The 13614-nt window shown below is 63.6% G+C and carries 13 protein-coding genes and 1 tRNA gene; 7 read left to right on the forward strand and 7 right to left on the reverse strand.

From position 1 onward, the window contains the following. Window positions 1–141: 141 nt before the first annotated feature. Window positions 142–1938, reverse strand: a complete 1797-nt coding sequence (locus tag AC0L20_RS06420) for an adenylate/guanylate cyclase domain-containing protein (RefSeq protein WP_473287868.1) — start codon at window positions 1936–1938, stop codon at window positions 142–144. A gap of 246 nt (window positions 1939–2184) precedes the next feature. Here AC0L20_RS06420 and AC0L20_RS06425 point away from each other — a divergent pair, with 246 nt between their 5' ends. After that, on the forward strand, window positions 2185–2817 hold the full coding sequence (locus AC0L20_RS06425; protein ID WP_473287869.1) for a LysE family translocator: 633 nt from the start codon (window positions 2185–2187) through the stop codon (window positions 2815–2817). Between the two features lie 6 nt (window positions 2818–2823). Here the strand turns inward: AC0L20_RS06425 and AC0L20_RS06430 are convergent, their stop codons facing one another. Beyond that, window positions 2824–3576 (reverse strand): sulfite exporter TauE/SafE family protein, encoded by a 753-nt coding sequence (locus AC0L20_RS06430; protein ID WP_473287870.1) that lies wholly within the window; start codon window positions 3574–3576, stop codon window positions 2824–2826. A gap of 89 nt (window positions 3577–3665) precedes the next feature. Between AC0L20_RS06430 and AC0L20_RS06435 the strand changes: the two genes are divergently transcribed. Beyond that, window positions 3666–4556 carry a LysR substrate-binding domain-containing protein gene (locus tag AC0L20_RS06435; RefSeq protein ID WP_473287871.1) on the forward strand — a complete coding sequence of 297 codons (891 nt, stop codon included), beginning with the start codon at window positions 3666–3668 and terminating at the stop codon, window positions 4554–4556. 8 nt (window positions 4557–4564) lie between these two features. Here AC0L20_RS06435 and AC0L20_RS06440 read toward each other — a convergent pair whose 3' ends face one another. The 3 genes from AC0L20_RS06440 to AC0L20_RS06450 all read right to left on the reverse strand — a co-directional run bounded on the left by AC0L20_RS06440 (window position 4565) and on the right by AC0L20_RS06450 (window position 7773). Continuing rightward, window positions 4565–5530, reverse strand: a complete 966-nt coding sequence (locus tag AC0L20_RS06440) for a Bug family tripartite tricarboxylate transporter substrate binding protein (RefSeq protein WP_473287872.1) — start codon at window positions 5528–5530, stop codon at window positions 4565–4567. 19 nt (window positions 5531–5549) lie between these two features. Continuing rightward, window positions 5550–6332 (reverse strand): histidinol-phosphatase, encoded by a 783-nt coding sequence (gene hisN, locus AC0L20_RS06445; protein ID WP_473287873.1) that lies wholly within the window; start codon window positions 6330–6332, stop codon window positions 5550–5552. 550 nt (window positions 6333–6882) lie between these two features. Further along, window positions 6883–7773 (reverse strand): N-formylglutamate amidohydrolase, encoded by an 891-nt coding sequence (locus AC0L20_RS06450; protein WP_018453348.1) that lies wholly within the window; start codon window positions 7771–7773, stop codon window positions 6883–6885. Window positions 7774–8174: 401 nt separating this feature from the next. Here AC0L20_RS06450 and cpdR point away from each other — a divergent pair, with 401 nt between their 5' ends. Continuing rightward, entirely contained in the window at window positions 8175–8534 is a 360-nt protein-coding gene (cpdR, locus tag AC0L20_RS06455) for a cell cycle two-component system response regulator CpdR (protein WP_007597092.1), read from the forward strand. Between the two features lie 74 nt (window positions 8535–8608). Next, window positions 8609–8683 (forward strand) — tRNA-Val (locus AC0L20_RS06460). Between the two features lie 277 nt (window positions 8684–8960). Here AC0L20_RS06460 and AC0L20_RS06465 read toward each other — a convergent pair. Further along, window positions 8961–9485 (reverse strand): Cif family virulence factor, encoded by a 525-nt coding sequence (locus tag AC0L20_RS06465; protein ID WP_473287874.1) that lies wholly within the window; start codon window positions 9483–9485, stop codon window positions 8961–8963. Between the two features lie 277 nt (window positions 9486–9762). Here AC0L20_RS06465 and AC0L20_RS06470 point away from each other — a divergent pair, with 277 nt between their 5' ends. Together AC0L20_RS06470 and AC0L20_RS06475 are read left to right on the forward strand one after the other, a co-directional pair. Further along, the gene (locus AC0L20_RS06470) at window positions 9763–10005 is read left to right on the forward strand and encodes a hypothetical protein (RefSeq protein WP_473288197.1); all 243 of its coding nucleotides are present in this window, start codon (window positions 9763–9765) and stop codon (window positions 10003–10005) included. Window positions 10006–10227: 222 nt separating this feature from the next. After that, window positions 10228–10650, forward strand: coding sequence for a RidA family protein (locus AC0L20_RS06475; RefSeq protein WP_473287875.1), 423 nt, complete (start codon window positions 10228–10230; stop codon window positions 10648–10650). Window positions 10651–10718: 68 nt separating this feature from the next. Here the strand turns inward: AC0L20_RS06475 and AC0L20_RS06480 are convergent, their stop codons facing one another. Continuing rightward, window positions 10719–11810, reverse strand: a complete 1092-nt coding sequence (locus AC0L20_RS06480; RefSeq protein WP_473287876.1) for an enolase C-terminal domain-like protein — start codon at window positions 11808–11810, stop codon at window positions 10719–10721. 176 nt (window positions 11811–11986) lie between these two features. On the opposite strand from AC0L20_RS06480, the gene AC0L20_RS06485 reads away from it, so the two are divergent. Beyond that, complete coding sequence (locus tag AC0L20_RS06485; RefSeq protein ID WP_473287877.1) at window positions 11987–13549, forward strand: adenylate/guanylate cyclase domain-containing protein; 1563 nt, start codon at window positions 11987–11989, stop codon at window positions 13547–13549. Window positions 13550–13614 lie beyond the last annotated feature (65 nt).

Consider the following 13614-nt stretch of genomic DNA (forward strand, 5'->3'; position numbering starts at 1 on the left):
ACAGACGCGGCGATAGAGCGCGGAAAGTCCTGACAAACCGACAACACGTTATACTACTTCAGCGTGTAGCGGAGTGTGGCTGAATTCACTGTCGTGTCAATAAAGGCGGAGGGGACATTGCCGCGTGGCCGCGGCTGGCCCTCAGGATTCGGCGACTCGTTTGACGTCGCTCGAGACCAGGGTCAGTTTGCCGAGCGGCACGCCCGCATTCAAGAGTCCGGCGCGGTAATGGGCGAGGTCCTCGGGCCGCTTCCAGTGGAAATTGCGCAAATGGCGGTCGACACTGAGTGTCGGGTAGTTAGCCATCAGCACGCGGGTCGCCTCGACCGCCTCGTCGCCCCGCCCCAATTGCGCCAGCGCCGCGGCGCGGATTGCCAGCGCCTGCAAATGGTTCGGGTTGATGTAGAGCTGTTCTCGAGCCCATGACAAGGTCGCGTCATATTGGCCCAGCAGATAATGGCTGAAGGCGTTCAGTGCGGCCCATTGGTAGCGCGGATCGCTGTTGTCGCGCTGCGCCGCCATCGAGAACAGCTCGATCGCCTCGCGGTGCTCGCCGATGGCGAAATGGCAGATGCCGAGCACGCCGCGCGCGCCGTTGTCGTACGGGTTGAGCGCGACGGCGCGCTTGGCGGCGTCCATTGCGGCCTCGTAATGGCCCTCCAGCGCGTGGGTCCAGGACAGGATCGAGAACGCAAATGACGAGCGCGGGTCGAGCCTGACGCTGGTTTCGGCAAGCTTCATCGCCTCGGCCCACATCTCGCGCGTGCCCTTGACCCAGCCGAAGTGGATGCTCTGGATCTGGATCGTGGCAAGATAGGCGTGCGCAATCGACAGCTTGGGCTCGAGCCTGATGGCCTCCCGGAACAAGTCAACGGCGATGGCAAGGTCTTCCTTGGTTTGCCGATAATAGTGCGACAGGCCCTTGAGGAAGCGGTCCCAGGCGGTGACATCGGTCGAGAGTCGCGCCGGCGCCGAGGCTTCGGCCCGGACGATCTCGGTGGCGATGGCGGCGGACAGGTTGGTGGTGATCTCGTCCTGCATCGCGAAGAGATCGCCGATGTCGCGGTCGTAGCGGCCGGTCCACAGCTGCTCGCCGGTCTCCGGCGCGATCAGCTCGGCGGTGACGCGGATCTTGGCTCCGGCACGCCGCACCGAACCCTGGATCAGATAGCTAGCGTCGATCTCGCGCGCGATCAGGCGGGTGCTGACATTGTTGCCCTTGAACACGAAGGTCGAGTTGCGGCTCAGCACGCGATAGAAGGATTGCAGCGACAGCGCGTGAATCAGATCCTCGGTCAGGCCGTCGGAAAAATACTCGTCCTGGGCGTCGCTGAGATTGGCAAAGGGCAGCACGCCGACGATCGCGGTGCGGTACTGCTGCGAGAGGGCGGATGCCTCCCTCAGCGCGGGCGCAAGCGCCGGTGCACCCTCAGGTGTCCAGGTCCAGACCCCGATCGGATCCTTGATGTTCTTGAAGCGGTGGTTGCCGGCATCGAGCAGCGGCACGGTGAGATGCTTGCCGGCCTCCTTGTAGGCCTTGGCCGAGATCGCAAAGCCGCCGGGGCTCGCCACGGCTTCGAGGCGGACGGCAATGTTGACATCGTCACCGAACACCTCGTCCTCGTCGGCGATGACGTCACCCATATGGATCCCGAGGCGGAACTGCATGGCGCGATCGGCGGGTAGATGGTGATTGCGCTCCGCCATCAGCGTCTGCATCGCGATCGCGGCCTCGGTGGCGCCGACGATCGAGGGGAATTCCAGCAGGAAGCCGTCGCCGGTGTTTTTGACGACGCGGCCTCCGTGATTGAGGATGATGGGGTGGATCGCGCTGCGATGGGCCTTGAAGGCGGCATGGGTGCCGGCCTCATCGGTGCCCATCATGCGCGAATAGCCGGCGACATCGGCGCAGACAATGGCAGCCAGACGTCTTTCCATATTCCGGAGCTCCAAGAGACTTGCAAGAGACTTGGAAGAGATCGAGGACCGGCCACGGCGTGGCAGTCGCCTCGAATCCCGCGTTCAAAGAACCCGTTCCTTATAGAGCAGATGAGGCCGAGCGAAAGTACGAACCGCATTGCAAATTCGAGGTAAATCCTCGGCAATCCCGGCAGTGGACGGGGACGAGCGAACCCACTAAGCCGGCCTCTTGGGCCATGGTTGGGCGACGGAGGCACGTCACACATGCTGGGCATTCACGAAATCTGGCTCTTCGTCCTGTCCGGCGTGCTGCTCAACATCACGCCGGGGCCTGACACGGTATACGTGATCGGCCGCAGCATGCAGCTGGGCTGGCGAGGTGGCGCCGCGGCCGCGCTGGGCATCAGTTGCGGCTGCTTTTTCCATGTCGCGGGCGCGGCAATCGGCCTTTCGGCCCTGCTGATGGCCTCGTCGACCGCATTCTCGATCCTGAAGCTGGTCGGAGCGGCCTATCTCGTCGTGACCGGACTTCAGATGCTGTGGTTACGCCCGGTGCTGGCCTCGGCCATCGACGAGCCGGTGCAGAGCTCGCTGCGGCGGGTTTTCCTCCAGGGCGTCTTCACCAACGCGCTCAATCCCAAGGTCGCGCTGTTCTTCCTGGCCTTCCTGCCGCAATTCGTCGCAGCCGACTCGGCGCACAAGCCGCTCGCCTTCCTGACGCTCGGCCTGATTTTCATCTGCACGGGAACGCTGTGGTGCCTGGTGCTGGCGGCGTTCGCGGCAAAGGCCGCCCACCGCTTGCGGAGCTCCGAAGGCGCGGTCGCCTGGGTCAACCGTGCCCTCGGCGGCCTCTTCATCTATCTCGGCATCCGCGTCGCCATGCTGGAGACGCGGTAACGTCCTTTACGCGAATTCCTTCAGCAGCGCGCTGCCGGCGAGATAGAGGCCGAGCAGGATCATCGCGATCAGGAACCAGCGGCGAAACGCTTCCGCCGGCATCCGCGCCCGCACCGTTTGGCCGATATACATGCCGGCAAACGCGCAGGCCATGCCCACGGCGCCCGGCACTGCGTTGGCCGGCGTCAACAATCCGCCCGCGGTGAGGTTGAAGGCGAGCGCCAATGTCGCTGTCGTGAAGAACACGCCGAGCGCCTGCACCAGCTCGTCCTTCTCCATGCCGATCGCCTGCATGAACGGCATCGAGGGGATCACCTGCACGCCGGTTGAGGCCGAGATCACGCCGGTGACCACACCGACCACGCCGCCGACCCATTTCTCGTTCTTTGGCGCAACGTGGAACTGGAATTTGTTCAGCCCGATGATCGCGTAGATCACCAGGAGTGCGCCGAGCACGATCGTGCCGTAGCGCGCATGAGGGCCGGTGAGCGCGCCGGCATTGAGCCAGCACCCGATCACCGTGCCGATCATCAGCGGCCACAGCCGCCTCAGGATGTCGCGCAAATGGGGGCCGACGAAAGTCTGCCAGATGTTGGTGAGGATGGCGGGCACGATCACGATGGCGATCGCGCGGCTCGGCGCCATGCTCACCGCGAGCAGGCCCATGGACACCGTCGGCAGGCCGAGCCCGACCACGCCCTTGACGAATCCGGCAATCAGGAAAACGGCGGCGATGAGAACGAGGAGCGGGTCGATCATATCTGCACATTGACCGATGCCGCGCGCCGGCACAATCTGTAGCTTGCGGAGAAAGCCTTCGTCTGAGACGAAGGCTGAAGGGACCCGGGATGCGCTTCGACCTCGTCGACCTCCAACTGTTCATCGCGGTCGCCGACCAGCGCAGCATCACCCGCGGCGCGGAGCGGTCGCATCTGGCCCTGGCTTCGGCCAGCGCGCGCATCAAGGGGCTCGAGGATGCGCTCGGCGTCGCGCTGCTCAAGCGCGGGCGCCGCGGCGTCGAATTGACCTCGGCCGGCGAGAGCCTGCTCGATCACGCCCGCCTCGTCATTCACCAGATCGACGCCATGCGCGGCGATCTCGCCGGCTTTGCCAGCGGCGTGCGCGCGAGCGTGCATTTCCTGGCCAATACCTCCGGCCTCTCGGAGCATCTGCCCAAGGCGCTCGCCGGCTTCCTGCGCGAGCACCGCGACGTCGCCATCGACATCGAGGAGCGCGAGAGCACCGACATCGCGGCCGCGATCACTGCGGGCGCGGCCGATCTCGGCTTCGCCGCCGAGCACGCGCTGCCCGATCATATCGAGCGCTTCGCCTTCAGCGCGGATCGCCTGACGTTGGTGACGTCCAGGCGCGGCCCGTTCGCCGGCCGCCGCGCGATCGATTTCCAGGAGGCGGGCGCTTGCGACTTCGTGGGGCTGACCAGCGCCACCGCGCTTCAGGTGCATATTTCGAAGCACGCCGCCCGGCTCGGCATGCGGCCGCATTACCGCGCGCGACTGCGCGACTTCGACGCGATCTGCCAGATGGTCGCCGCCGATGTCGGCGTCGCGCTGGTGCCCGAAGCCGCGGCCCGCCGCTGCGCAAAACTGATGCCGCTCGCCATGGTCCGCCTGCGCGACACCTGGGCCAACCGCAAACTTGTGATCTGCGCGCGAAGCTTCAAGACGCTGCCGCGCCCGGCCAAGATGCTGGTGGAGCATCTGAGGGCGGCGGCAGTGTGAGCTCTGCGCTACTTCGCGGTCTCCACGCCAGCGTCCTTGATCACCTTCGCCCATTTCTTCATCTCGTCTGCGATGAATGTGCGAAAATGCTCCGGCTCATCGCCGACCAGGGTTGCGCCCTGGGCGGCGAGCTTTTCCTTCACCGCGGGATCCGCCATCGCCTTTGTCGCCAGGCCATGCAGCGCGGCGACGATCTCCTTCGGCGTACCCTTCGGTGCCACCATGCCGTACCAGTTCTCGATGCGCAGATCGGCAAAGCCGGCTTCCGCGGTGGTCGGCACGTCAGGCGCCGTCGGCGAACGCTCGGCCGAGCCAACTGCGATCGGTCGCAGGGCGCCCGCCTTGACCTGCGGCAGCAGCACGGGGAGATCCAGGAACGTCATCTGCACCTGCTGGCCCAGCAGATCGTTCACGGCCGGCGCCGCGCCGCGATAGGGCACGTGCACGATGTCGATCCTGGCCGTCAGTTTGAACAATTCACCGGCGAGATGCGGCAGGCTGCCGGGGCCGGAGGAGGCGAAGTTGAGCTTTCCCGGCTGCGCCTTGGCGAGCGCGATCAATTCCGCGATGTCCTTTGCGGGGACGTTGGTGGCGACAACGAGCATTTCCGGCACGGTCGCAACCAGCGTCACCGGCGTGAGGTCGTTGAGCGTATCGTAGGCGACCTTCTCCATGCTCGGACTGATCGCCAGCGCGCCGGCGCTGGAGATCGCGATGGTGTAGCCATCAGGTGCAGCCTTGGAGACGGCATCGGTGCCGAGCACGCCGCCCTGGCCGCCGCGATTGTCGATCAGCACCGGCTGTCCTGACAGCTCCGACATGCGCTGGCCGATCACCCGCGCGATGATGTCGTTGGGGCCGCCGGCCGGAAACGGCACGATCAGCTTGATCGGCTTGGCCGGGAAATTCTGGGCGGAGGCGAACGTCGGAAACAGAAGCAGGAATGCGAGGAGGAGCCTACGCCGGTTTTTCATGCAGGCTCCTTTGAGGCGCTTATGCGTTGAGCAGTTTCAGTGCTTCTTCGTGAACCCTGGCGTCGCCGGCCGCGACGATGCGGCCGCCGCCCTGCGCCGGCTTGCCTTCCCAGGTGGTGACGACGCCGCCGGCGCCGGTCACGATCGGGATCAGGGCTGCGATGTCGTAAGGCTTCAGCTCGGTCTCGACCACGAGATCGACGTGACCCGCCGCCAGCATGCAATAGGAGTAGCAGTCGCCGCCATAGCGCGACAGCCGCGCGCCCTTCTCGATGCGGCCGAAGATGGCGCGGTCGCGCTCGTTCATCAGCAGCGGGCTCGTGGTGTAGGTCGTCGCCTCCGACAGCGAAGCACAGCGCCGGACCTGGAGCCGGCGCTCGCCGGAGGGGCCATTATAATGAGCCGAGCCGCTGTCGCCGGAAAAGCGTTCGCCGATGAAGGGCTGGTGCATCATGCCGTAGACCGGCGTGCCCTTGTGCAGGAGCGCGATCAGCGTGCCCCAGATCGGAAAGCCGCCGATGAAGGATTTGGTGCCGTCGATGGGGTCGAGCACCCAGACGTAGTCCGAATCCTCGCGCTCGTTGCCGAATTCCTCGCCGACGATGCCGTGCTGGGGAAAGTTGGCCTTGATCAGACGCCGCATCACCGCCTCCGCAGCGCGGTCGGCCTCGGTCACGGGGTCGAATTCCCTGGTCTTGCTCTTGTCCTCGATCGACAGCGAAGTGCGGAAGAACGGCAGGATGGTTTCGCCGGAGGCGGTGGCGAGCCGTCCGATGAAGGCGGAGAAATCGATCACCGTCACGGCGTATCCTCAAAAAGCGAAAGTCGGGTGAAGCTCACTCCTGCCTAGCTCAAATCGGAAGGATCGTGCAGCGCTGTCTTGCTTTTGCACCCTGGTATTTTGGATGCGGGAAGCGTTCGCCTCGTCGAAGACACCCGCTGGGCAAATATCGATCATTGAGTTGAAACCTTAGTTCCGGGCCTGCCTTGTTCGTATGCAAATGACTATCAACCCATTGAATTTCCTTATCAAAGGAACTGAATCTGGGTTTCTCTGGAAGCAACCGAGCTATGTCCTCATTGCATGGGAAATCGCTCGAAAGCCCTTGCACTTTGTGCGTCGCGGCCGCATATTGTTGCGGTGCGGTAGCGCTTCTCGCGTTACTGCTGCCCTCCTTGGGCGTTTCCTCCCTAGACTTGGGCCGCTTCTTCATTAGAAGCGGCCCTTTTTTCTTTCAGCCTCTTATTTCTTCAAGCCTTGTCTTTAAGCCTCGGCTTTCATTTCAATGCGCGCCGCGAAATGCGCTCGCGCTGATCGCACCCAACACAGTCATTCGCAGAAAACGCCGCGCTTATTCCGCCGCGGCCTGGAACGGGCCGAGATCGCCGAACGGGACCGTGGTTGCCAGCACATCGGCGAGCACGCCGAAGTCCGACGCCACTTGCGCAAAGCGCGGACTGCGCTCGCGCCGCCGCTCGTCCATGTAGATTGCGCGGTTGAGCTCGAGCTGCACGGCGTGGAGGCCGCTGGCCGGGTTACCGTAATGCTCGGTGATGAAACCGCCGGCATAGGGCTTGTTACGGCCGATCGAATAGCCGAGCCCGGCCATCGTCTCCTCGACCCGGTCGGGCAATAGCGGCGTGCAGCTGGTGCCATAGCGGTCGCCGATCACGATGTCGGGCCGGCGCGGCTCGTCGCGGGAGACGCCGACCGAGGGCATCGAATGGCAGTCGACCAGCACGACGGTGCCGAACATCTGGTGCACCTTGTTGATCAGCCGGCGCAGCGCGCGATGATAGGGCTTGTACAGCGTCTCGATCCGCCCCAGCGCGTCGTCGACCAGGATGCGCTCGCGATAGATCTCCTGGCCGTCGCCGACCACGCGCGGAATGGTGCCAAGCCCGCCGGCGACCCGCATCGAGCGAGTGTTGGCAAAGCTCGGCAGGCGCCCGGTGAACATCCGGGGATCGAGCTCATAGGGCTCACGATTGACGTCGACATAGGAGCGGGGAAAGTTGACCCGCACGGTCGGAAAGCCGCGCTCGCTGAGATGGCCGATCAGCTCGTCCATGAAGGAATCTTCGGAACGCCGCAGCGTCGGCAGGTCGATCCTGGAGGCGCTGAGAAATTCGTCCGGATAGGTCGAGCCGGAATGGGGCGAGTTGAAAATAACCGGCGCGCGCCATTGCGCGGGCTCAACGATCTCGAACGCTGGCGACTTGTCGCCGTCAAACCGGGTCATCTTCTCAGGCTTCGTCCCTTGGTATCAGGCTTCGTCCCTTGGCAATCAGGCTTCGCCCCTTGGTATCAGGCTTCGCCCTTGACGCCGCACGATCCAACAAGCCCAGTACCGGCCTCAACGCATTGATTCGGCCGATCACGCGGCTCTTATGTGTCGTCATTGTCCGGAATCGCAACCATCCTGCCAAGCGAAAAGATGAGATCTGCGCTGGAACATGTCTTAACCCTGCGGGCAGCGAGGTGGGGACCGGCAGGTACGGCTCGATTGCTTCGAACTGCTTTCAGGTTCACAAGGGGTCGGCAAGCACAGCCGGCTCAGGGTAAAGATTTTCACCCCAAATTTACCCTCCGTCGGGCTTAGTGACTTCTGCTGATATCCTCTGGGGATTCGACATTTCCGCCATGCCAAAGATCCTGCTCGCCGAAGACGACAACGACATGCGCCGATTCCTGGTCAAGGCGCTGGAAAACGCCGGTTTTCAGGTCTCGTCCCACGATAACGGCATGGCCGCCTATCAGCGGCTGCGGGAAGAGCCGTTTGAGATGCTGCTCACCGACATCGTGATGCCGGAGATGGACGGCATCGAGCTCGCCCGCCGGGCCTCGGAACTCGACCCCGACATCAAGATCATGTTCATCACCGGCTTCGCCGCGGTCGCCCTGAACTCCGATTCGGACGCCCCCAAGAACGCCAAGGTGCTGTCCAAGCCCGTGCATTTGCGCGAATTGGTCAGCGAAGTGAACAAGATGCTGGCGGCCTAAATCGGCCCCCTTCCGTCCTTGCACCGGCTCCCCTGAGCCGTTATAGGGACCCGACCCGATCTAGACGACATCTAGGGCGCGTAGCTCAGCGGGAGAGCACTACCTTGACATGGTAGGGGTCACAGGTTCGATCCCTGTCGCGCCCACCATCCTTCGCTCGCGAAGCGAGAGAAGGATGTCGCGCCGAAGCCCAACGGGCGCAGGCGGACTTTTTGCCGCGAGCTTCGGCTCGGCAAGCCACAATCTTCGCTCGCGATAGCCGAGTGAAGGATGCCACGCCGAAGCCCAAAGGGCGCAGGCGGGCTGCCGCCGCGAGGCTAGGCAAGCCACCAATCTCATTGCGGCGAAGCGTGTCCGGCGTAGCTCGAAGAGCGTAGACGGACTGGAGCGGCAGCCTCCTTCGCCGACACACCGCCGCTCAATTCCCTATTTCAGTTCCGTATTCGCGACCGGAAGGATGGAGGCGACGTGCCAGCCGTCCGGATCCTGAACGTAGGTCTGGCTGATCAGAAACGTATTTTGTTGTGGTGGCTTGCCCGGAAGGCCGCGCGTGAAAACGATAGGAACGAGGATCTGCATGACTTCGTTCGAGATCACGGCGACGTGGAATTTCGACATGTCGGGTTCGAGGTGCCAGGTGCCTTCGTAATACGCCTTGAAGCGTTCGGCGACCGCATCGCGCCCTCTGGTCTCGATGCCTCTCGCAAACAACAGCGCGCTCGGCGAAGTCCAGAGCATGGCTTTCACATCGTCCGCGTTATGCGCATTCTGCGCGGCAATGAACTTGTCGAAGATGGTTCGCGCCTCAGCATCATTTGCGGCAGCCAGCGCAGATCCCGCCGGCCAGAACGTTGCGGCGAAAAACAGCGCTGCAGTCATCGCGGCAAGATGGGAGCGTCGCGCAATCGGTCGTGGCCCGGCGCCGGCAAAAGACTTCCTCGGACGGATCATGTTCACCTCTCGTCGTTTGCCGGTTGGCATTTTGAATGCTGGTTGTCATACCATTGATCGCTTCGCTGATTTTTCAGGATCGCGCGATCAGAGCTCACAGCTGCATCACAGATGCGTTGGTCCGGCCACGGTCGGATTCCGTGGGAAGTAGCGCAAACTCTCGCCGCCGGCATCAAGTTGAGTTATCGTCTAGCGGTGTCACTAGCCCGGATGGGCATCCGGGCCACGATGCCGCCTGGCGTAATCCGGGCGGACCACGGTGAAGGAACTCCGCACCATGCGAGCGAGCTGTCTTGCCGTGGCGATATTGTCGCTAATTGCGTCGCAGGCCGACGCCGCGACCATCGACTGGCAGGCCGAGCTCCAGCGCTGTCGTGTGCTGCGCGAAAACGTGGCGCCGTTGCTTCAGGCCGGCGAGGGGATTTCGGCGGTCGGCCGCTCCAACAGATCCGTGCGTCGCTGCATCTGGATCCAGCGCGTGGCGGTACGGAGGAAGATTCCGGGCGCGGAGACGTGGTAACGCGGGCGTCTCTCAAGGGGACGCCTTCTTCGGCCCGCGTAGCAGGTCCTTCAATCCGGTCGGATAGCGGCTTGGTGCTGGCCCGAACGTCCGCCTGGCGCAGTCTTGATCCGTGACTCGCCGCCTGCCATTGTCCGATCCTTCACCGCGGCGGCGAACCTGGCATGCATTCGGCGAAACTGTATCGCTTAGCGGGATGTGGAAAGAAGGCAGGTTACCGAAATGAGTAGCGTGAACAAGCCCGGCGGCAACTACCTGCCGGTGATCATCCATAGTGGAATTGCGTATGTCAGTGGTCAGCTGCCGCGTCGCGGCGAAGACCTGCTGTACTCAGGCAAAGTCGGCGCAGGTGTCGATGTCGCCGCCGCACAGGAAGCTGCTGCACTCTGCGCTGATCTCTGCCTTTCGGCCATCAATCACGCAACAGGCGGAGAGGACAAGATCGTCCAGGTCTTGCAGCTCGTTGGATACATCGCCTCGGCGCCTGGATTTACGCAGCAATCGCAAGTCATGAACGGCGCCTCCGACCGGCTGATCGAGCGCCTAGGTGATCGCGGTCGTCATACGCGTACATCTGTTGGCGTCGCCGAGTTGCCGCGGGGCGCACCGGTCGAGCTGAGTATGATTGCGGCTGTTCGGTCGTAGATGGCATGTTCGCTCGGTGATCGTCAGGTTCCGAAGTCCGCGATGTGATGCGCCGCGACGAACGCGGCCTATTCGACCAGATACTTCTTCACCGCCGCCTCGTCCCACGCAATGCCGTTGCCGGGCTCCTCGCTTGGCAGGGCAAAGCCGTCCTTGATCTGCAAACGGGTCGCCAGCACCGCGTCGGCCCAGTCGACATATTCCAGCCAGTGCGCGGTGGGCGTTACGCACAAAAGATGCGCGCTGACTTCCGAGAACAGATGCGTCGACATCTCGATCCCGGCGGCATGCGCCAGCGCGGCGGCGCGCAGCCAGCCGGTGACGCCGCCGATGCGCTGCACGTCGGGCATCAAATAGTCGCAGGCTTCCGCTGAGAGCGCGGTCTGCATCGCGAACGCGCTGTCGAAATTCTCGCCGATCTGGACCGGGGTGCGCAGTGCATCCGCAATACGAGCGTTGCCCTCATAATCGTCGTGACGAATCGGCTCCTCGATCCAGGTCAGGCCCTCATCGTCGAGCATCTCGCCGCGGCGGATCGCCTCGCTGACCGTCAGCGCCTGATTGTAGTCGCACATCAAGGTCACGTCGTCGCCGACGGCCTTGCGCACCGCGCGCACCACCTTCAGGTCTTCCCGCGCATCGGGACGGCCGACGCGGATCTTTGCGGCCTGAAAACCCTCGGCCAGCAGCTTGTGGGCTTCCTCCACCGCGGCCCCCGCCGGCATGATGCCGAGCCCCTTCGAATTGTAGGCCCTGACAGGTTTCGGCGCGCCGCCGAGCAGGCGCGCCAGCGGCAGGCTTCGAGCGCGGGCCAGCGCGTCCCATGCCGCCATGTCGATGCCGGATTGCGCCAACCGCTGCAGGCCGGCCAAACCCAAGAGCGTGAAGCGCTGGGTCAGCTTGCGCTCGATCTCGAACGGCAGCAGCTCGTCGCCGGCGACGAGCTCTGACATTTCCGCGACCATCGCCGTCAACGGCTTCAAGGCCGAGGGTGTGATCGAGAACAGATAGGCGTGCCCCCGCACGCCCAGGTCGGTCTCGCAGTCGATCAGCACCAGCGGCGCCTTTGCGACCGCCCCGGTCGAGGTTTTGAGCGGGAGGTTCATCGGCACAATGACGGGGCGCGCATTGAAGCGCTTGATGCGGATGGTCTCGGTCATTTGATGGAGCTCCCGGTGGAGTGAATGCAGATTAATTCCGATCTTAAACATTCGCCATGAAACGAAAAGCCGCTTGGCGCGACCACCATAAAATGGGGTTGCGCGGGAGCGCGTTTATTGGCTCTGTTCCGCATCCCCCGAGTTCGAGACAACAACGCTCATCACGGAGCCAAAGAGTGAAGCAAGAGATCTCCGAAGAACAGCGCAAGAGTGGCATCCTGACCGGTGCCGCGGTCGCCTTCCTCCTGCTCGCTTTGCCGCTCGCGGTGTGGCTGGACCTGACCGAACTCAGCAAGACCGCGCTGCGCCGGCAGGCGATCGACTTGAATTCGGTGATCACGAGCGTGCGCAGTTACTACGCGACCAACGTGGTCGGGCGCATCATCGCCAATCCGAACGGCACCACCCGGGTGGTTCACAACTACGAATCCGTCCCCGGCGGGGTCCCGATCCCGGCCACGCTGTCGCTGGAGCTCGGGCGGGTGATCGGCGCGCAGCAGGAAAACATCACCTACCGTTTCGTCTCGGACTTCCCGTTCCAGAACCGCGCTCCGCACCAGCTCGACAAGTTCGAGAAGGACGCGCTGGAGGCCCTGCGCGCCGATCCCGAGCAGAAGATCGTCGAGACCGAGACCTCGCTGTTCAACGACAAGGTCCGGCTGATCGCTCCGGTGATGATGGGCCCGGCCTGCGTCAGCTGCCACAACAGCCACCCCGAAAGTCCGAAGAAGGATTGGAAGGTGGGTGACGTCAGGGGCATCCAGGAGGTGATCATCGCCCAGCCGATCGCCGCCAACATCTTCTCGTTCAAATTCCTCTTGGCCTATTTCCTGATCGCGGCCGGCAGCGGCTTGTCGTTTCTTTCGCTGCAGCGCCGTCAGGCGAGCCGCATCAAGGGCATGAACAAGGAGCTCGAATCCGCCAACGACTTCCTCGCCTCACTCTCGATGAAGATCTCGCGTTACATTCCCCCGCAGGTCTACCGAAGCATCTTCTCTGGCCAGAAGGACGTGACCATCCACACCGAACGCAAGAAGCTCACCATCTTCTTCTCGGACATCCAGAACTTCACCGCGACGGCGGAGCGGCTCCAGCCGGAGTTGCTGACCCAGCTTCTCAACGAATATTTCACCGAGATGTCGGCGGTCGCCCACGAATTTGGCGGTACCATCGACAAGTTCATCGGCGATGCCATGCTGATCTTCTTCGGCGACCCCGAGACCAAGGGCGACCGCGCCGACGCGCAGGCCTGCCTCCGGATGGCCTGGCGCATGCAGCACCGCCTCACCGAGCTCAATGCGAAATGGCGCGCCTCCGGCATCGAGCTGCCGTTCAAGGCCCGCATGGGCATCAATTCCGGCTATTGCAATGTCGGCAATTTCGGCAGCAGCGACCGCATGGACTACACCATCATCGGTGCCGAGGCGAACCTCGCCGCCCGCCTGCAATCGATCGCCGAGCCCGGCGGCATCGTGCTGAGCTATGAAACCTTCGCACTGGTCAGCGACATCGTCCGCGCCCACGCGCTGCCCGCGATCACGATGAAGGGCATCAGCCGCGAAGTGATTCCGTACTCCGTGGATGCGCTGAACGACGCTTCAGTGGAGACAAGCGGCATCATCACCGAGCGCGCACCGGGGCTGGAGCTCTATCTCGATCCCGCCGTGGTCAAATCCGGCGACGCAGCGCGGGTGCGCTCGCTGCTGGAGAACGCGCTGGCCTCACTGAAGCCGGCGTGAGGGAGCGGACAGGCTTGCGGAGCCGCTTGTGTGATCGAGAGAGTCCCCGTGTGGCCCCCTCTCCC

The sequence above is a fragment of the Bradyrhizobium sp. Kon58 genome, assembly GCF_055807455.1.